The sequence below is a fragment of the Nostoc sp. UIC 10890 genome, from assembly GCF_054786515.1.
In genome coordinates, this window is sequence record NZ_JBSGKF010000009.1 from 1 (window position 1) to 18,006 (window position 18,006).

The following is an 18,006-nucleotide window of genomic DNA, read 5'->3' on the forward strand; positions in this document are numbered from 1 at the left end:
GGCTAGCCACTTTTCATCGTCGTCTAAGTCAGCCAAATTTTTATTACTACCGCTATTAAGACTATCTAATAGCAAGAGTAATAATTTTTTAAAGTGCTGCCAGCCCCCCCAACGCTGGGTAAATCGGCTCACCCAAGCTTGGGAGATTTCAGCAATATTGGCGATCGCTGGTTGAGTAATTTTCTGTTTTGACTGCCAAAGTTGGGTTAGAGCATTGACTATAGCGTGTCCTGTTTGCTCACTGGCGTTACCAGCTTCGGGGCAGAGTTGGAAAGCATCAACGCTCTCTAATTTAACTCCTGGTAATTCACGATCGAGGAATTTTATGTCATAGTCAGCGCAGAAGTAGAATGTTAGCTCCACATTGGAGCGACGATGAGCGCGTAATCGCCCAATCTCTTGGATGATTTCTGCACGGATCAGGTCTGTGAGATACTTTTGGAAAGTGCTGTTTTTATCTTCCAGGTTAACCCTTTCCCCAGTCATCACCTGATATTGTGCGGCTAAAACACCTATGTTCTGGTAGGGAATGCCAAAAGAAGCGATCGCATCACACTCACTAAAGCGATTAACACCACGCCCATCGACAAAGTGACCGTATTCTGTGCGGCCCTCGGTTTGGGATGCAATCTGTTTCCAATCGATAATCCCAAGGGTGGGGCAGAGTTTTTTCAAGGTTTCTTTGAGGGCATTAACACGGTTGCTAAGTGTATCGGAGCGATTTTTAGGCAGCTTACCCAGCCCAGTAACGTTGACGACTTTTAAATTGTCGTAGTCTGGGCGTTGTTGCTCAATAATTAATACAGGGTCACTGATGCCCAGTTTCAATCTCAAATCCTGGGATTTGAAAGTGGCATCAAGGTAAATATTAAATTTTGCAGAGTGGGCCAATTCAGTATGTTTGGGGTTTCGGCGGTAAATGCTGAGTACACCCCATTGAGACTGAAAACTACCATCACCCTTCCAAGCTTCTAGAAAGTCAGGCAACCAGTAATTAGGCAAGTCAAGAAACTCTCTGCCTGCCGTTCGTGCGCTGTCTTTAACTACCTTTTTGGCAGCATAACGAGCCGCAGAGCTTTTTTTGAGTTGTTTATCTTGGGTAATATCAATTGAGTCTAAGTCTTCTAAAAAAGTCAAATCAGGTTCTACAGTTTGCTGAATCGCTTCGATATCTAAGCCTGTGGGGAAAGGGGGCAGCAGCGCTCGGATGCTGGCATCATCAAACCCGTAGCGGTCAGTGGGCTTAAGTTGCTGAGTTAACAGTTCGTGTAAAACTAAGAGTGCAGGTTGCAGCTGTGATAGAAGATTTGGTTCTAACAGTAGCAGCTTGCCCACAGTGGTTTCAAAATCGCCTCGGTTCACATCAACCGAACGCACGGGCTTGATGAGTGTACCTGCTTCTTCCCATAACCGCCCAATGGTGAAAGTTTGGTCAGCAGCATTAGTTAAGGTAACTGGTGTAGAGTCGGGGTGCGCTCTGAGTTCAGAATAATTTTGAATTGCACTGCGCTTTTGAAAGCGGAATCCAAAACCGTCCCCGTAAGCAAAACGGCACTGATTTTTAAGGGAACAACCGCCACAGATGGGGCTGATGCCGCTCTCTTCAAAATCAAGGCTGCTAAAATTTTTGTTGCGGAAGGCGTTAAATAAGTAAGTTCTGTGACAATTGCCGTCAGTATCGGCAGTCTCACCCGCTTTAGTCCACAGTTTAAAGTCCTCACCTGTAGGAGTTTTGCGGGTGGGATCTAGTTTAAAGCCGTTGTGCCGCACTGGTAAGTCAACAAAATTCGTCTCAATGGGCAGTGTAGATGGGTTTCTGTGGTTGGCATCCTGGTAAATTAGTTTATCAACGCCGAATAGCCCCGCCGTCAGTTGTCCAGCGTTGTAAGACTTACCCAGTCCAGGGTGAGAATTATCTAAAATTTGCGTCCAGCCCTTAGAAACAGCTTCTACCCATGCGGTGATATGTTCCTCTGGCTGGCAGGAGATAGAGATATTGCCTGTAATTTCGCTTTGGAACGGGATATTGCCGGGCTTGTAAATAATTACATTGGGCGAAGGCGTGTCAATTTCGGGTAAGGGCAATGGTTGTGGTGGGGCTTTAAATCCTTTAAATATTGAAGCAAAAGGAGCGATGCCTACGGCGGTAAACAACGCTTGCTTTAATAAATTTTGGAAGCTGCTCAAGTCCTCTCTGACTCGCCCAAGTTCCCACTGTTCACGGCTAATTACTCCTTTGGGCTGGTATGCTTGGTACTGCCGTTGCGGAAACCGAAAACCATACTGTTTGGCAATGTGAAACAGTGTTCCGATTGAGATTCCCCCACGCCTAAAACTGCGAATCTTAGCGTGGATGTTCCAAGTTGAACCCTTGATGCTGGGCGACCACTTCTCAGCGATGATTTCGGCATCCGTTGGCCCGTAGTGATTAACCAAAGCCATCAACACCTGACGGCATTCGTCATAGTTACCGCTTCCTGGGGTACGTGGTGGGATGAATGAAAGCGCATTCTGGATTAGCTGGTCAATGTCCCAGCCTTCATTGAGGGAAATCTCACGCCACTCTTTACGCCGTGACTCAATTTCTTGAATTCGTAGCTGATACTCCTCCCGTTCATGCAGTGCGATCGCGATCGCTTCACTTATCCATTCTGCTGGTAAAGTGGCTTCAGGGTTGACTAGCGGGAATTCTGCTTCAGTACTGCCGTAAAATACACGGGAAGCGTCTTTACAAGCTGGGTCATGGGGCAACTGCTGCATGAGGAAGCGCGTACAAGCTTCTACAGTATCAGCACCTTCAACATATTGCGGTAAAGGGAAAATCAACCGGAATTTATGCCAGTCTGGTTTATGACTGGCAGTGGTGTACATTAAAGCGCAGTGCTTTTGAATGAAGGAATGGGCTAGGGCTTCCTCAATGGTTAGTTGCGGATCGTAAACTTTGATAGAATTTCCGTTTTCGTCCTTGATTGGTTTGCCGTCCTCATCACGGGCGACATCGGAATTATCAATGTCGAGGAGCAACCATTGAGAACCGATGACATTAGCCTTACTGCGCCATTTCCCACCCAATAAGCCAGCACAGATAGCGTGACCTGCTTTAATGTGTTGCTGCACATCTTCTAGAGTGCCTTCTGTATCTTGAAAGTTGGCGGCAAGTTTCTTAAAGTCCCAGTCTTTATTTCTGCCTGTGGCATTAAACGCAAACTTGATTTTATTACTAGGTATGACTGGGGGTAAAAACGCGCTATCGTAAATAGATTTTTTCCCTGATAGCGCCGTTCTTCTGCTCTCAACTACGGGGTTTGTCATTTATTAGTCACTCCTTCTAGGAAACCGCCGCTTATCAGCCATTACCCCTCTGTTGGTACACGCCAGGGTGCTTATTGTGGGAAGTAAGGTTTGAGGGCAGCTTAAGGTTTTCAGTAGCCAAAAAAGTTTTTGACATTTTTGGACACCAGGAAATAATGCCAGATTGGCCAAAACCACTAGGCAAAACTGATCTAATTAATCTAATTAATCAGGGCTGTTTTAAGAGGCTACAACCCTTATGCAGCAAAGATTTCAAAAATGGATTGTCCGGGGATTCTAGAGTTTTTGTCCGGGGATTCTAGAGTTTTTGTCCGGGGATTCTAGAGCCTTTGTTTTAAAAACCAAAGCCTTACAGGGCAAAGCTTTAAAGCCAATTTTTTGAATTATTTTTTTTAAAACAAGACTGCAACAGAAAACCAGCCAACCACAGCTGATCATCAACTCGTAGTTGGGAAATCTAGAGTAATAATACTTAGTCTTGGATATCTAGAAGCGTTTGGATCTGGGTGGCTAGCTGTGGATTGAAGGTGCGCTCACCCCGTTCAATCAGGGAAATAAGGTTTTGAGATACGCCGATAAAACCAGCCAGTTTAGCTTGAGACCAGCCTTTAGCAATACGTGCTTCTTTAACTTGACTGCTAGTCAAGCTGATGTGTTGTTCCTGTGTGGGCTTGGCTTTGGGCTGTAACTGTTCTACTTTGGGTTTAACTTTCAATTGCGATCGTTCAACCGTGAGTTTTGCCTTGGATGCTATAAGTTCCGGGATAGGGGTTGGAGGTTTGATGGTGAGTTTTGCATCCAACAGCTTATCAAGGTAGCCTTTAGGTTTCTTATCCTTGGAGTCTGGTCTTAGCTCTTCGGGGTAAGTTTCGGGGTCAAATGCAATCTGCCAGCCCAGTTTTAGTAGTAGCTTTATGGCACTATCCCAGTGTTGTTTTAAGTCATAGGCTCGGCGGCGATCTAATCGAGCTTTATCTATAATCGGTTTGACAAATGCAATTTCTAATAGCTCCTGTACTTTGTAATTTCCATCAAGGCGAATTCGACTATCTAATGTTAGATATATAGCCAGCCTTAGTGCGAGTTCATCATGGTAGGGATCAATTTTCAAAACTTGTTGGGCTAAGTAGCCAAACTGATATAAAGCGTCCCTTGATTTTGCTCCGGCTCTGTTCAAAAAATGTTGAGTCCAAGCACCGGGTTGAATAATTAACTGAACTTCATTAGGCTCTTCTATTTTCCCTTGTAAATTTATCTGACCATAGGGCACAACTGTAATGTTCCACATTCGACCTACAGGGGTACTAGCATTTATTCCACCTTTTTTGTTCCTACCTTCTATCCATACTGCTTTAACTAACAAACAATCTAATGCAAACGCAGTTTTGGCTATTTCTGAGAGTTTTTTATGTTTGGGTAAATCTGTTCGCTGATCCCAACCCATATCTTTTATCAAGTCGCTGGCATTGAGAATAAATAAGCTTTCCCACGGTCTTTCCTGTTTCATTGCATAGGCAGCAAAGATTAAGTGCAGTTTGGCGCTGTTAAACCCAAATTTATCAATGATTTGTAGTGCTTCATCCCAAGGGAGCATGGAAATATCACCGGGGTTGGCAATATAATGCTCAATGAAGTTTTGAGAATCGCCCTTAGCTCTATGTTGTAAGTAGGCTATACCATCTTCATTCTGTTTCCACAATTCTTTTTTGATTTGAGAGTCAATACTGGAAAACATAAGTGCTGCTGTTGGAATAGCTTCAAAGTCTTGGGACTTAAATAATTTTGATTGTCTAACTGTGATTGAAGTATTTGGGATGGAATTAGCTGGAGTTTCAAAATAACTTTCGTTTTTCTGAATACTATTTTGACTTTTATCTGTTTTAGATTTTGGAACCGGAGGATATAATTCATCTTCGGCATTTTCAAAAGAATTGTTTTCTATTTCTCTCAGATTGATGGAAGTTGTTACAGGAATTTCTTTGAAAGACTGTAACAAATGACTGCGTAAAGCTTTTAGAAATTGTTCCTGGTTAGGAAATAGAGTTGAATCAATTTCTATGATTAATTTACTGAGGTCAATGTTTTCCTGACCTTCTTGATTAATCAAGTTGAGATTTACTATTAATGGAAGTTGCGGATTTAAATCATTTGCTGCCATAAGAAAACTCTCATCGAATGGAATTTATCTTCTAAGACTGCATGGGCAACAGCAGGCGGATTTCATCGATTGGTGTATAAGTTAGCCGCCATCTAACGCCAGCAAGGAAAAGTTTTCTCTGCCAATTAAGTGTGTCAGCTATTTCAAGCCGATCGCTTTAGTAATGGCAGGGATGGCAGAATTACTGTTTGTATTCATTTGTCCTTTTTGTCTTTGCTGGATGATGAGGTTTCGTTTTGAGTTTCTTTATTGCTTTTCTCCAATATGCGAAACTCTCCTTTTTCTTTTGCCTCTCTGATTGCAGATTCGACTAGGTAAGCAGCAAGGTTTGCTGTTGGACGACCTTGATACTCAGCCCAAGCCTCTAAATCTTCGTAAATTACATCAGGAAGGGTTAAATTAACTCTTTTACTCACGTTTGGTTCTATTTGAATATTCTGTCTTTCGCCTCCATCGTACATTTCTCGCTCTCAAAGTAATAAAAAGTAACAATTTAGTAACTAATTAGCGTCAATAAGTTACTTATGGTGTTATATTAGCATCAATGACGCATAAAGCGTCAACAAGTAACTGATTAGTTACTTGTTGACTCAATAAGGCGCAGTTTAGTATGGTGGCAAGTTTATGCAACCATGCTCACAGTTATGTCTGCAAATGTCTTACTTAAGGACTCAAAAATATGGCTCAAGCGCGAGTTGTGATTAGGGGTGCGGCGCTGGAAATGGGCGAACATCTTTTGAAAACTACCAAATTAGCAAGTTTAACAGAGCTAATTAATGTGATGTTTTCCAGGTACGGCAGGCATTTAGAAGCTACTTGGGAAGTTTTACCAGCCTTTGATATAGATGAACGCGATTCTTTGGCAAAATCAGTGCCCACAGTAGTTACGCAAATATCTTTACCAGCAGAAGATTTCACTTTTGATGAACCAATTAGCAGATTGTAAGCTACCCACCACCGATAGAAGCAATCAACGAACTACCTTTTGAGAAAACAATGCTTAATCAAAATCAATTACGAAGGTTAGAAGCAGTAGATCGCTGGCTCAGAGAAATCCGAGATTCTGAAGAATTCAGCCAACTGGAATACTCCCCAGATGTGATGCTAGGGGATGCAATTCAAGCAGTAGGCGAACTACTTGATTTTCACGTTCCCTATGATTACAAGCCCACGAATTTTACTGATGACCAGTGGCATTCATATCTAGAACAAAAGCCAGTAATGCACATTCGCCGTGTGAAAACTTGGCGTGAAAAGATTAACTCATTCATACTAAATGGAGCGTCATCAGTAGCAATTGTGAGCTTGGTAACTACTAGTTTTATGGTAGTTGGTTCAATATTATGTCACGGGTTTGACCGGATTGAAGAAAGTAGAGGGGAGGAATATCAACCCACATGGATTTACAACGCCAAAATTTTTGAAGGAAGTGCGATCGCATCTATCGCCGTCTTCCTGGGTGCAAGCTTAACGGGCGCGTGTGTTGCGGGAGACAAGAATGATGATCGATAAACAGCTTGTAGGATGCGTAACCCTCCTAAGCAAATCCAAAACCTACAGTATCGATGGCGCTCTCTATCGCTATCTCTATAGCAATGACAGTATCAGACACACACAATATTATTTCCGTCCTTTACCGCGTCAGTCTAAGAGCGCTGACTTAAAGCTCAATCGTGACAAGGTGCTAAGGCGTTGCTACGAAGTGCCGAGCTTATATAAACAGCACACAGCAGAGATAACTAACAACTCAATACAGTTGAGTTTGTTCTAACCATTGGTAACAGATACTACCGCGCGTCGCGGACAAAGGCTTTGGTATAAGCGCGTCAACTAGTCCAAAAGGGGCGTATTCGTGGGGGTAAACGAGAAAGTGTCAGTATGTCATCAAAGCTGACAAACCTTGTTATTACGTGGTTATAGCCTCGAAAAAGTAAGTTCTTCGTGATTTGTCAGATTTATTTTCCAAGGTTATTGATAGTCGTCAGCTAACTGCTGATATCAGATAACTGGATTCAGCTAATTACATACATCAAATACCTTGGACTTCTCTGGAATGGCAGTTAATTTTATACACACTTAAGCATTAACCAGGAGAAAATGTGGCGACGAAAGAATATATAGCTAAGTATCGCCAGTTGAAACAGATTTACGAGCGCGAGTTAAACAAACAGATTGCTGATATTACTTGGTATCGAGTGGTAGCAACCTTAAAGCAACACTTCAGTTTTGAAGTACAGGCAGTTGATGCTCAAAAGATAGTTGAAGGTTTCGCTGGACTAAAACGGCGCTACGGCAGTTTTACGGGTCGTGGTGAGGGGTTTACGGAACGCTGGCAGGCATTTAGACATTTCTATGAAATAGACGCTCAATATCAGGGGGGAGAGTTCTTAAAGCTTCTTGCAGACTATCTAAAAATCAATCTTGACGATGTACCACGCAGCACTCGTTACTACTGGTTTGAGAAAGCCGGACTATCTTTCAGCGCTGAAAATATTTACCACTGCAAGGATTTAGCCCTTGTTGCGTTTATTGCTGCTAAATGGGCAATTAACAAGCGTTCACAACCGATGAAATCCGCAACCATCTCAGTTTTAACACTAGCCCTATAAGGAGCAATCATCATGTCTGACAAGTTTACTAACAATGTCCGCGCTCGTTTGTACAAACAGGGTTATCAAGGATTCACTAAGGACGATTACACCTCAGCAGCGATCGCCGTCGAGTGCGATGACCTTGACAATCCCACCAAAGAGCAATTGAGTCAAGCCGTTGACTATCTCAAAGTCAAATCGACAAGCCAATTATCTGTAACTGATGAACCCGTTGAAGAAACGTTTTTAGTAGGGGCAGAAGATGCACAACCTGACGCTGAATTTGATAACAGTCAGATTACGGTCGCTTCCCAAGAGATTAACAGCATCACTGTAACTAGCTCAGATAAGCGTTCCTTTGTAACAGCCCAATCATCCGCGCTGGGGTTTGAGTTAACCGAACAAGAAACATTGAGCATTGCTCTTAACGTTGACGACACTTTTACCGACTACAGCCAATTTATCAGTACTGTAACGGCTGCAATCAAGAACTACGTTGATCAGAAATTTGATGTCATTGAGCAATCATTTGAGACTAATGCCCAAGACTTGCGAGAACACGTAAGCAACAGGGCTTCTAGATTAAACCAAAAGGTTAATAACTTCTCAGGAGACATCAAAGCGGATATGGGAGTCATCCGCCAAAACATTAAAAGCACCCAATTCTCAATTCTCGCAAGGCTCAAGGCGGCTCAATAGCGATAACTTGACGCTGCTTGAGTGCTTGGGTATTCGGTGGATGAGAATGAGCTACTTCTCAAGAATTGCTGTTAGTTTAACTGCACTCGCTGCTGTGATTTTACCCTTGTACAACTGCTTGTATTGGCCAATGCTAGAGCAATCAAGCTATCAGCAATATCTCAAACGGAAGTTAGCTATTGAGCAATATGTAAGGCGAATGGAATATCACTGCAATCAAATCTTTACCCCAGAGAAGGAATATCGCTGTGAAAAGTTCAATGAAGCTAAAAAATCTGGTAACTTCCAAATCACGCCACCTAGAGCGCCAGTTAAAAACTAAATTCAATGCCTCTACTAACTTAGTAGTTAGAGCGCTAACAGGTGATAAATCAGCCCTGAAGCTAATAGGGCAAATGGGTAATGACGGGGCGAAGATTAGTGAATTTGCCCCACAGGTTAGAGAGCAGATGTTAGCTGCTATCAAGGGGACTGAGGACTTAAACATAGTCCTTAGCGACATCTACAAACAAGCAGGTGTTAGCGGCGAAAAGATTGAAAGAGCAGTACAGTCAGCAATTTTAGCTGATACTCATCTAGCTAACATCCTAGAAGAGATGAAGCTTGATTTTACTTCATCCAAGGAGAAAGAAGCGCTGCGCCATCAACAATCAACAGACCATCTATTGCTCAAAGCATGGGTAGATAAACACATGATGCAAGTTGATGGCGAATATAAAATGTTGCAGACAGAATTGCAGACAGACATTAGACAACAAACAATTGACCTACAACATGATAGAGAACTGGGCAAGTATTACTTAGAAATGGGTGATAACGCTCGTGATGATTTCAAGCCGAAAAAACAATATGCCGGGCGCTCGATTGTACAAAAAATCAAGGATGCCTTAATAGGTTTTTGACTAGAACTAGGGGGTAGGGTGTGGGGTGTCGGGGAAGAGAAGTTTTAATATCACAACCTGTTACTTAATGTTTCTTACTACTCCCTATCCCCTTCTTAAAGACATTCTTTGTTCACATCAAGAATTGAATGTTTATTACCACTACACCCTAAACCCTACATCCTTCTTAAAGATATGACATACGACATTGATGATAGTCAAGAGGAATTAGTAAGCGAAATCGCCCCAGATACGCCGTTACCAAAAGACTTAATATCACATTTAGAGTCGCGCAAGCAGCACCGTCAAGATGTTATCAATACAACTGAAAAATTGACGAGATTCTTTGTCGGCTGGTCGCTAAATTCTACGGGATTCTTTATAGCTAAATATCTCTTAATAACTGGCGGCGGCGTTAATCTCTGGCTGGCAATTTCGCTCTCGTTTTCTATATGCAGCGTTGGCTCTCTCGCTGGGCTAACGGGCTTGAGAGTTAATTACAACAGTGATGGATTAGAGGTAGATAATATGCAAAATCTTATAAAAACTGCTGGGGGCTTGGTGTTTGCAGGTATCACAACTTGGTTAGCAGTCAAAGACCATCAATATTTTGAGAATTTGACTAAAGAAACAGTCACGCAGATTAGCCAAGATATCCAAACCATTGAAAAACAGAACCCGCAATCAGACCCTTGGGTAAGTATTGCAGTCGCGTTGGCTTTATTCATTGGCTCTATTGCAATTATTTTTAAGGGGCGGGAATGAAACAAGGTGTTTTCGAGTTAGCACTGGCTGGTGTGTGTGGTGTAGCCGCAATCATCGGGCTAGCAACATCGCAAACACGTCAGCCCTACGACCTGACACAAATTCAATTTTGCCCAAGGTCAGCAAACGGCGTACACAGTCAAATAGCTTTGGATAAGCGTTTTTGCAACCAGCCGCGTTTTGTCCTGACTGAAGAATGGCAGCGCTACGGATTATATGGCAGCATCATTCCCTACAAGGGTGATGCTATTCAATGGGTGCGTGATTTGCCCACAGATAACCCTAATCAGTTGCAAGGATATGGGATTGCGGTTATTGGGCTATGGGGTGTCGTGGGTTGTTTGCTCGTGCGTTCGCAACGCCTCAAGCGCACAGATTACGAATTGGGGGAACTGGAAAAGACTGGCGACTATGCAACTTGGCAGCATAATAAGTACAAACGTGAGATTAAGCAGCATTCGACCCAGCTTTATACTGAGCGCCTGAAAGATGGATTAACTGACCTAGACGTTCATTCTCGTAAAGAATTGGGGCTAACCGATGAGGAAAACGAACGCGCTAAGGCACGTATCCAGCTAGAGGATTTTATGAAAGCCCGTGCTGTTAATCATTCTGTGATGGATAAAACTATTGCGGAGAATTTGCGAGACAGGGCGAAAGCTGACCAGGAACGCGGCAAGATTGAGGGTAAAACTAAGGGAGCGATCGCAGACAGTGACAATCAGCAATCAGTTGATCAACAACGAGCAAACCAACTGATAGAAGCGCTCAAAGCTCATGAGGATGGCTGGTTGTGGAAGATTATCGACAATCAAAAGCCCGTTTGGGTGCTAGGAGAAGCCGGAAGCGGTAAATCAACTCTAGCAGCTTCGATTGTCATGCTTAGAGAAAATCTGTTTGATATGCCTTTGTATCAGCTGATAGATGCACACGCCGGGGAGAATCTCAGAAACGCCTGGAGATATTTAAGCCCTCAGTTGATAGCTAAAACAGAAGAAGAGATTGGTCAAGCTTTTGATGATGCTCGTGAACGATGGCTAGACAGAATTAATAATCAACCTGAGAAGCAACCGCAACAGTTACTAGTTGATGAATTCACTAACTATTCTGAGTCAGACATTACCAAGGAACCTGCTAAAAAGTTTGTTAAAGCATCTCTGAGTGACCCTAGAAAAGCTGAAGAAAGATTAGTCTGTATTGCCCATTTCTTCACTAATACCGCCGTTGGTGGAAGTGATGGAACTGCTAAAGGTAGAAGCAGAGGAACTATTCAAATTGACCGCAAAACCGCCGATGGTAAGACACCTTTAAAGGTGGCAACGATTAACGGGTTAAATAATTCAGATGGGGATGCAGAAGTAGATAAAAAGGTGACAATTCCAGCTTGGTTGACTCCCGAAAGCATTCACAAGCATTTTAACGGTCAGCCAATTGATTTTGATGCGTAAATTTATGCGCTTGCTGAGGAGCATACCTGCAAACATGAGGGCGTTCTGCAACCAGAAACAGGCTGTATCACGCAGAAGCACAGCAGGGCAAGTAATAAAACTTACATAATTTATGCGTCTGCTTTTGCATAATTTTACGATGCTTTCAAATCACATTACTTTGACAGGTCATCGGTTACTCTGTGGAACAACATAATGTTCTACAAATATGACACCCCGTTCAAACCTGCATGGTCGTGTATTAGAGTACCTGATAACGGAAGTAATAATTATAACTCACCCAGAGGTCAGCCTAACAGTTAGAGCTAACAATGCTCAACTTAGAGATGCCAGCAAGTTAACAGAGTTAAATTCATTACTCTTAAATGAATTGAGACTAGCGGCTAATGCGCTGCTGCTACTGTGGTTGAATCCTCAATTTCAGTTGTCCAAGCAACCATCAATCACGATAGATAGACTACCAGATCAGAATCAGAATGATGTTACTGACATTTGTTTAACTTCAAAAGCATGGACAGTTAATCTGTCACTCAAACATAACCATACCGCACTCAGGCACCAACGTCCTGGGACAACTCCAGTTCACTGCGGTTACGCTAAAAATGACCCACAGATGCAGCATTTTAAACAACAATACCGAGTAATCACACAGGAGTTCATGCAACATATTGGACAGGCAAAGCTTTTTGCAGAACTACCGCCTGCTTTGATTGAACAGCATTTGTATACTCAAGTCTGTAATTTGGTTAGCCAATTTATCAATAGCCATGCTGACACTTGCGCCACCAAGCTATTTCAATACCTTGTTGGTAATGTGAATTACTACAAAATTATTGTTGATACCCACGCCCGAACCCTGAATATTCAGCAGTTTGCAGAAATCCAAATGCCTACTAACGTGATAGCAACGGTTAACAAACAGTATGTTTTTTTGAGTTTTGACAACGGATGGGAAATTTCTATGCGCTTACATACCGCATCAAGCCAACTGAAAAACTCTCCTAGTTTGAAATTTGATACTAAGGCACTAAAAAATCCCCTTACTGCTACTATAATTCCTTATGTTTAAAAGTCCATTACGTTATCCCGGCGGAAAGCAAAAGGCAATTCCTCAAATTGCTCACTATCTACCTCCTACATTTAAGGAATTCCGTGAACCTTTTGTTGGCGGAGGTTCTGTATTTTTTCATGTTTTACAGAAGTACCCCAGTATGCCTTGCTGGGTCAATGATTTAAACCTTGAACTCTACTACTTCTGGCATCAAGTCAAAACCAATCAAAGAGAGCTAGTTGAGGAGGTCTGGAAAGTAAAACGCTCTTACACAGATGGACGTGCCTTGTTTAAATCTCTCGCAGCCGCAGATACTAGTACCATGAGTCCACTAGAGCGGGGTGTGCGGTTTTTTGTTCTTAACCGGATCAGCTTTTCGGGAACCATTGAGAGTGGCGGTTATAGTAGTGCTTCCTTCAAAGGTCGGTTTACAGACTCTTCGATTGAGCGACTAGCGGCTTTGAATGGTTGCTTTGTTAATACCCGTGTGAGTAACTTCGACTACAGCACCCTACTTACCGAACCGGGAGAAGATGTATTTATCTTTCTAGATCCACCTTATCTCAGCAAGACTAAATCTAAGCTTTATGGTAAGAAAGGTGATTTGCATACCTGTTTTGACCATTCTCGCTTTGCCAAACTGATGTCGGAGTGTTCACACAAATGGTTGATCACTTACGATAACTGTGAAGAAGTGCGGCATCACTTTTCTTTTGCCTACATTTATGAATGGGAGTTGCAATACGGGATGAACAACTACAAACAGCAGAAGGCGGGCAAAGGCAAGGAACTGTTCATCACCAACTATCCTGTTGAATCATACAATTTGCCTACAATCATGGAGGTTGTGTGAGAAGTTTAGAACTAATGGCGATTTAAGGAACGTGGTTTGGGTTTTGGCTTGCTAAAAAAACTATTATACCTACGAACTATTTACGCCTATTACAAAGTTTACGGAGTGCGATCGCACTCCACGCAACCGTAATATTATTTTCAGATCATGGACAAAATAAACAGCCGTCTAATTCAAACTATGATTCTATTGAATCGACAGTTTGAGTTAATCGAGCATTTAGTTAGTCATAGACAGTCCCTAGTCCTTGAGTCGCTGGAGAAAGCCATCGAACAAAATAGCCAATCAATTTTTCATGTGTATCAAGTTTACGAGTACACCTATTCCCTGATCGACAATCTTGTAAGATTCCAAAAAATTGCCAATGTTGTCCCTAAGATCAGTCAAAAATCGCCCGAACTTGTCGCTTACAATCGAGCGATGGGGAATCTGAAAAATGCCAGAAACCAAATCCAGCATATCAACAACGATATAGAGAACAATTACACAGGGCCGCTGTTGGGGTCGATTTGCTGGACAAAGCAGAATGAGCAATACCTTGTGTCATTTAACGATGTGGGACGAGAGCGCTCAGTTCCTGGAATTGCATTGAACATGCAAACAGGGCAGTTCTTGGAAGACCTTTGTTATATCTATAATGAAGAATTACATAATTTGGGCGAGGCAATCCGATTCACTCGGTCAATTTACCAGTGGATCTCGAGCATTGTTGAAATTAGAATCGATGACAAACCTTATAATCCAGCAGATCACTTCACAGCTATTCGGATGGTGTTCCATCTTCAATAGAACTTCTGCTGGATAAAACGATAACCTACGAGAAAAACCCCAACACTGTGACCCCCAAGTGCTGGATAATGGTTTTGGTATTGGAAAGTTCCTTTTTATGTACCGTAATAATTAAGGAGCTTTATTTATAAAAGCAAGTAATAATTAATTATTAGCTCATATTTAAATTCTCAAATTAACTATTAAAAATAGATATAGTTGTGAGCATTTTACTGTTTATAATTGCAGGTCGCTACAGGTAAGTGTCCATAATAAGTTAGTCTAGTTTCATTCGTATAAAAAGTGAAGCACCCAAACTCCCTGAATAAAAGTAAAGGTGAGAATATCCTGCCCTAAGATTTTCCAGCGATATTCCTAGACGATTGGCTACTTGTTCTTCTGTAACACAAAATTGTGTTTTGCTTACAGATTGAATAGCACCTGCTAATATTAAGCGTTTTTTTTGCTTTCCATCTAAAGTTCGGAGAATTACCGAGTTTTCTACAGTATTACTATGTTTTTTATCTTGTCTCTGAAATCTCTCTTTATCCCAATAGTTTTTCCAACAAGAATGTACTCGCCACGGAGACCCTAAACTATCAAATAAAACTGAATCACCAAAACCATTGGTGTGATAAAAAACTGTTTCTCCACACCACCAACATGTTGTTGGGTAAGTCTCAGCATCTTTGATTTCGTTAGCTATACTGTTACTTAAGCTTGTACTTACTCTGCCTCTACTCCCATAAGATCCACCTCCCCAACCACAATTGCAACTTGGTGAGTGATTCCATGCATTACACATAATTTATTATTTTTATAAAGAAGAATTTATTTAATCAAAAAGTTTTCTAATTTCAGCATTACTTAGCCTTCCCCCAAACTCTTCTATTACTTCATCTAGAGCTTCTTGACGAGTTTTATTACCAATAAAACCTTCTGTTACTTCATCTAGAGTTTCTTGAGGAATTACGCGCTCATCTGATTCGTCTTCTGGGGGTGTAGTTGATACATTTTGATTTGACATATTGGTACTTTATATAAATAGATTTAAAATTTTATATGTGAAATAATTTTGTTACACTTAGTTTCAGTGTATAATCATTATCCGACTATTGTTAATGGTGTATCTACGTAAATAATTGAATTAACGATGCTAATTAACGATAAATTAATAGTTAATAACCAGCATCTTTCGGATATTTTAGTGAAACGCGACTCTATTTATTACCAAATTTTTAAGCGCTTTCCTGGGTTACTTTTTGAACTCGTTGATTACCGTCCTGAACAGGCGCATAACTATCGATTTGAGTCGGTTGAGGTGAAAGAAACCGCCTTTCGCATTGATGGGGTCTTTTTACCTCCAGAAGCTGCAACACCGAGAACTATCTTTTTTGCAGAAGTTCAATTCCAGAGCGATGAAGGTTTGTATCATCGGTTTTTTACCGAATCAATGATGTATTTGAACCGGAATCGGTCTGAATACGATGACTGGTACTGTGTGGTAATTTTCCCAAATCGCAGTTTGGAACCAAGCAATACAAGAATTCATCGAATGTTTTTAAACAGCGACCAAGTGCAGCGAATTTATCTGGATGAGTTAGGCACTTCTAATCAGCAGCCAATAGGCATCAATTTAATGCAGTTGACAATCGCCTCAGAGAAAGCGATGGCGGAGCAAGCTCGTCTGTTAATTGAGCGGGTACAATTAGAAGAAACAGGAACACTGGCGAAAAACGAAATAATAGATATTATTACCACTATCGCCGTTTACAAGTTTACTCAGTTAAGCCGTGAAGAGGTGGAAGCCATGTTGGGACTGAACATTGAAGAAACACGAATCTACCAAGATTTGGAACGTCAAACTAAATTAAAAGCAGCAGCACGCCTTTTGAGCATGGGCTACAGCATCTCCGAAGTGGCAAAAGCAGTTGATTTATCCGTTGAGGAAGTCACAACAGAGGTAGTAAATTCTCAAACCCACACAGTCCAAGATGATCGCACTGAGTAAAGTTTTGGGTTTCGGTACTGCCATGTAGACATTGGTGCAGACTGCCGTTTCTGGTTGACCACCAATTTAAAAATCAGCCTGACACCCAAGAGCGCGATCGCATCAGTCATGAGTCATGCAAGTAGGGGCAAGTACAGACAATATTGATAGCAATATTGATATCACCTTAAGTCCTGTAACTGTAACGGGAGTCAAAGCGGATTATACCTGTAAAGAGTTACAGCGCTACAATCATAAGCAAGTTTAATCAGCCAACGAAGGAATGCGGGTTGTAGCGTTCGTGGTTTCGTGCTGATTCATAAGTCTGGGTTAATCGGGTGTCATCGCTCACGAAACATTAGGCTTTTTGGTCGCTTACATTGTGTTTCTACTGTTAGACAATGTAGGATTGGAGATTGGAGATTGGAGATTGCAGATTGGGAGAGTTATGGACAAGGAGCAGTTTAAGGAGAGAACCCAATCGTTTGCTCTACGAGTAATTAATTTAGTTGAAGCTTTACCGAAAGACCAAACAACCTCACAAGTCATAGGCAAACAATTACTCCGCTCAGGAACGTCAGTAGGAGCCAATTATCGGGCAGCGTGTCGCGCCAAATCAACGGCTGAACTGATCACCAAGCTCAATATTACATTAGAGGAAGCTGATGAATCACTTTACTGGAAGTCCCTGATTGTCAAAGCGAAATTAGTGGACTCTAACAAACTTCAGAGCTTGATGCAGGAAGCTAACGAAATTGTATCAATGCTGGTGTCCTCTCTCAAAACCTTGCGGTCAAAACCGAAAGATTCTCGAATTTATAACCCCAATTAATCAATCTCTTGCTTCAATCTTCCTTCTACAATCTCCAAAAACAATCTGCAATCTTCAATCTGCAATCTTCAATGAAAATCAACCGCTTCGGCAGAGCAGAAATTCTCACACCCAACCAAATCAATGTCCTATTTAGCGAGGGCTTTGTCAACCCACGCGATCGCGCTCTGTTCGGCGTGTGCCTTTATGCTGCTTGCCGAATCAACGAAGCCTGCACTTTGGCGGTGAAAGATGTGTTTGGCAGCAACGGTGTCAGAGGCGTGTTAGTACTACGGAGCGTCAACACCAAAGGCAAGCGAGACACTAGGGAAATCCAAGTGCATCCCAAGCTCAAGCAGTATTTAGAAGAGTACAACCCCAACCGCCGCAAGGAGTTCTTGTTTCCCGGTCGGCATGGACTCTTACATATTCACAAGGTCAGTGCTGACAAAATCCTTAGAGATACCTGTGTGCGGCTGGGGATTGAGGGCGTTAGTACTCACAGTTTCAGGAGGACTGCGTTAACCAGGATGAGCGATGCCGGGATACCGTTGCGCCACATACAGGAGATATCGGGGCATCGGACTTTGGCAGCTTTGGAGCGATATTTGGGGGTAACTGAGAAGCAGAAGCAAAACGCGATCTCTGCTTTGGATTTTTGAACAATTTCGGTTTATAC

The 18,006-nt window shown here is 42.1% G+C and carries 20 protein-coding genes; 15 read left to right on the forward strand and 5 right to left on the reverse strand.

Going from position 1 to position 18,006, the window contains the following annotated elements; genetic code table 11:
• From ACWATR_RS35845 to ACWATR_RS35855, 3 genes are all read right to left on the reverse strand, one after another.
• Nucleotides 1-3,312 (reverse strand): PriCT-2 domain-containing protein (locus ACWATR_RS35845; protein ID WP_460343803.1); only part of this gene is annotated, 3,312 nt, incomplete at its 3' end.
• Between the two features lie 472 nt (nt 3,313-3,784).
• Complete coding sequence (locus tag ACWATR_RS35850; RefSeq protein ID WP_460343806.1) at nt 3,785-5,470, reverse strand: helix-turn-helix domain-containing protein; 1,686 nt, start codon at nt 5,468-5,470, stop codon at nt 3,785-3,787.
• A gap of 194 nt (nt 5,471-5,664) precedes the next feature.
• On the reverse strand, nt 5,665-5,931 hold the full coding sequence (locus ACWATR_RS35855; protein WP_460343809.1) for a ribbon-helix-helix domain-containing protein: 267 nt from the start codon (nt 5,929-5,931) through the stop codon (nt 5,665-5,667).
• A gap of 218 nt (nt 5,932-6,149) precedes the next feature.
• On the opposite strand from ACWATR_RS35855, the gene ACWATR_RS35860 reads away from it, so the two are divergent.
• The 12 genes from ACWATR_RS35860 (at nt 6,150) to ACWATR_RS35915 (ending at nt 14,547) form a co-directional block, all read left to right on the forward strand.
• On the forward strand, nt 6,150-6,416 hold the full coding sequence (locus ACWATR_RS35860; RefSeq protein ID WP_229475283.1) for a hypothetical protein: 267 nt from the start codon (nt 6,150-6,152) through the stop codon (nt 6,414-6,416).
• Between the two features lie 50 nt (nt 6,417-6,466).
• Nucleotides 6,467-6,982, forward strand: coding sequence for a hypothetical protein (locus ACWATR_RS35865; protein ID WP_460343812.1), 516 nt, complete (start codon nt 6,467-6,469; stop codon nt 6,980-6,982).
• Nucleotides 6,969-7,241: a hypothetical protein gene (locus ACWATR_RS35870; RefSeq protein WP_256874686.1), complete on the forward strand. Its 273-nt coding sequence runs from the start codon at nt 6,969-6,971 to the stop codon at nt 7,239-7,241. Before ACWATR_RS35865 ends, ACWATR_RS35870 begins: the two co-directional genes overlap by 14 nt.
• 328 nt (nt 7,242-7,569) lie before the next feature.
• Entirely contained in the window at nt 7,570-8,079 is a 510-nt protein-coding gene (locus tag ACWATR_RS35875) for a hypothetical protein (RefSeq protein ID WP_179076196.1), read from the forward strand.
• Nucleotides 8,080-8,091: 12 nt separating this feature from the next.
• Nucleotides 8,092-8,760, forward strand: coding sequence for a hypothetical protein (locus ACWATR_RS35880; RefSeq protein ID WP_460343816.1), 669 nt, complete (start codon nt 8,092-8,094; stop codon nt 8,758-8,760).
• Nucleotides 8,761-8,806: 46 nt separating this feature from the next.
• The gene (locus ACWATR_RS35885; protein ID WP_460343819.1) at nt 8,807-9,082 is read left to right on the forward strand and encodes a hypothetical protein; all 276 of its coding nucleotides are present in this window, start codon (nt 8,807-8,809) and stop codon (nt 9,080-9,082) included.
• Nucleotides 9,021-9,662 (forward strand): hypothetical protein, encoded by a 642-nt coding sequence (locus ACWATR_RS35890; protein ID WP_460343822.1) that lies wholly within the window; start codon nt 9,021-9,023, stop codon nt 9,660-9,662. The genes ACWATR_RS35885 and ACWATR_RS35890 overlap by 62 nt, the downstream gene beginning before the upstream one ends.
• Nucleotides 9,663-9,836: 174 nt before the next feature.
• Nucleotides 9,837-10,406: a hypothetical protein gene (locus ACWATR_RS35895; protein WP_460343825.1), complete on the forward strand. Its 570-nt coding sequence runs from the start codon at nt 9,837-9,839 to the stop codon at nt 10,404-10,406.
• Entirely contained in the window at nt 10,403-11,854 is a 1,452-nt protein-coding gene (locus ACWATR_RS35900) for a hypothetical protein (protein ID WP_460343828.1), read from the forward strand. The genes ACWATR_RS35895 and ACWATR_RS35900 overlap by 4 nt, the downstream gene beginning before the upstream one ends.
• A 208-nt stretch (nt 11,855-12,062) precedes the next feature.
• The gene (locus ACWATR_RS35905; protein ID WP_229557622.1) at nt 12,063-12,923 is read left to right on the forward strand and encodes a HaeIII family restriction endonuclease; all 861 of its coding nucleotides are present in this window, start codon (nt 12,063-12,065) and stop codon (nt 12,921-12,923) included.
• A complete protein-coding gene (locus ACWATR_RS35910; RefSeq protein ID WP_460343831.1) occupies nt 12,916-13,758 on the forward strand; it encodes a DNA adenine methylase in 843 nt (280 codons plus the stop codon). The genes ACWATR_RS35905 and ACWATR_RS35910 overlap by 8 nt, the downstream gene beginning before the upstream one ends.
• Nucleotides 13,759-13,905: 147 nt before the next feature.
• A complete protein-coding gene (locus ACWATR_RS35915) occupies nt 13,906-14,547 on the forward strand; it encodes a hypothetical protein (protein WP_460343834.1) in 642 nt (213 codons plus the stop codon).
• 256 nt (nt 14,548-14,803) lie between these two features.
• On the opposite strand, the gene ACWATR_RS35920 is transcribed toward ACWATR_RS35915, so the two are convergent.
• Together ACWATR_RS35920 and ACWATR_RS35925 are read right to left on the reverse strand one after the other, a co-directional pair.
• Nucleotides 14,804-15,331, reverse strand: coding sequence for a hypothetical protein (locus tag ACWATR_RS35920; RefSeq protein WP_460343837.1), 528 nt, complete (start codon nt 15,329-15,331; stop codon nt 14,804-14,806).
• Nucleotides 15,332-15,361: 30 nt separating this feature from the next.
• Nucleotides 15,362-15,553: a hypothetical protein gene (locus ACWATR_RS35925; protein WP_460343840.1), complete on the reverse strand. Its 192-nt coding sequence runs from the start codon at nt 15,551-15,553 to the stop codon at nt 15,362-15,364.
• A gap of 180 nt (nt 15,554-15,733) precedes the next feature.
• On the opposite strand from ACWATR_RS35925, the gene ACWATR_RS35930 reads away from it, so the two are divergent.
• The 3 genes from ACWATR_RS35930 to ACWATR_RS35940 all read left to right on the forward strand — a co-directional run bounded on the left by ACWATR_RS35930 (nt 15,734) and on the right by ACWATR_RS35940 (nt 17,989).
• On the forward strand, nt 15,734-16,537 hold the full coding sequence (locus ACWATR_RS35930) for an Rpn family recombination-promoting nuclease/putative transposase (protein ID WP_460343915.1): 804 nt from the start codon (nt 15,734-15,736) through the stop codon (nt 16,535-16,537).
• Between the two features lie 427 nt (nt 16,538-16,964).
• Nucleotides 16,965-17,348, forward strand: a complete 384-nt coding sequence (locus ACWATR_RS35935; RefSeq protein ID WP_460343843.1) for a four helix bundle protein — start codon at nt 16,965-16,967, stop codon at nt 17,346-17,348.
• 71 nt (nt 17,349-17,419) lie between these two features.
• Nucleotides 17,420-17,989: a tyrosine-type recombinase/integrase gene (locus tag ACWATR_RS35940; protein WP_460343846.1), complete on the forward strand. Its 570-nt coding sequence runs from the start codon at nt 17,420-17,422 to the stop codon at nt 17,987-17,989.
• Nucleotides 17,990-18,006 lie beyond the last annotated feature (17 nt).

What these genes read in the sequence shown, in the direction of transcription:
- ACWATR_RS35850 (WP_460343806.1), bottom strand. Translation starts at nt 5,470, where the DNA reads ATGGCAGCAAATGATTTAAATCCGCAACTTCCATTAATAGTAAATCTC.
- ACWATR_RS35855 (WP_460343809.1), bottom strand. Translation starts at nt 5,931, where the DNA reads ATGTACGATGGAGGCGAAAGACAGAATATTCAAATAGAACCAAACGTG.
- ACWATR_RS35860 (WP_229475283.1), top strand. Translation starts at nt 6,150, where the DNA reads ATGGCTCAAGCGCGAGTTGTGATTAGGGGTGCGGCGCTGGAAATGGGC.
- ACWATR_RS35865 (WP_460343812.1), top strand. Translation starts at nt 6,467, where the DNA reads ATGCTTAATCAAAATCAATTACGAAGGTTAGAAGCAGTAGATCGCTGG.
- ACWATR_RS35870 (WP_256874686.1), top strand. Translation starts at nt 6,969, where the DNA reads ATGATGATCGATAAACAGCTTGTAGGATGCGTAACCCTCCTAAGCAAA.
- ACWATR_RS35880 (WP_460343816.1), top strand. Translation starts at nt 8,092, where the DNA reads ATGTCTGACAAGTTTACTAACAATGTCCGCGCTCGTTTGTACAAACAG.
- ACWATR_RS35885 (WP_460343819.1), top strand. Translation starts at nt 8,807, where the DNA reads ATGAGCTACTTCTCAAGAATTGCTGTTAGTTTAACTGCACTCGCTGCT.
- ACWATR_RS35890 (WP_460343822.1), top strand. Translation starts at nt 9,021, where the DNA reads ATGAAGCTAAAAAATCTGGTAACTTCCAAATCACGCCACCTAGAGCGC.
- ACWATR_RS35895 (WP_460343825.1), top strand. Translation starts at nt 9,837, where the DNA reads ATGACATACGACATTGATGATAGTCAAGAGGAATTAGTAAGCGAAATC.
- ACWATR_RS35900 (WP_460343828.1), top strand. Translation starts at nt 10,403, where the DNA reads ATGAAACAAGGTGTTTTCGAGTTAGCACTGGCTGGTGTGTGTGGTGTA.
- ACWATR_RS35905 (WP_229557622.1), top strand. Translation starts at nt 12,063, where the DNA reads ATGACACCCCGTTCAAACCTGCATGGTCGTGTATTAGAGTACCTGATA.
- ACWATR_RS35910 (WP_460343831.1), top strand. Translation starts at nt 12,916, where the DNA reads ATGTTTAAAAGTCCATTACGTTATCCCGGCGGAAAGCAAAAGGCAATT.
- ACWATR_RS35915 (WP_460343834.1), top strand. Translation starts at nt 13,906, where the DNA reads ATGGACAAAATAAACAGCCGTCTAATTCAAACTATGATTCTATTGAAT.
- ACWATR_RS35920 (WP_460343837.1), bottom strand. Translation starts at nt 15,331, where the DNA reads ATGTGTAATGCATGGAATCACTCACCAAGTTGCAATTGTGGTTGGGGA.
- ACWATR_RS35925 (WP_460343840.1), bottom strand. Translation starts at nt 15,553, where the DNA reads ATGTCAAATCAAAATGTATCAACTACACCCCCAGAAGACGAATCAGAT.
- ACWATR_RS35935 (WP_460343843.1), top strand. Translation starts at nt 16,965, where the DNA reads ATGGACAAGGAGCAGTTTAAGGAGAGAACCCAATCGTTTGCTCTACGA.
- ACWATR_RS35940 (WP_460343846.1), top strand. Translation starts at nt 17,420, where the DNA reads ATGAAAATCAACCGCTTCGGCAGAGCAGAAATTCTCACACCCAACCAA.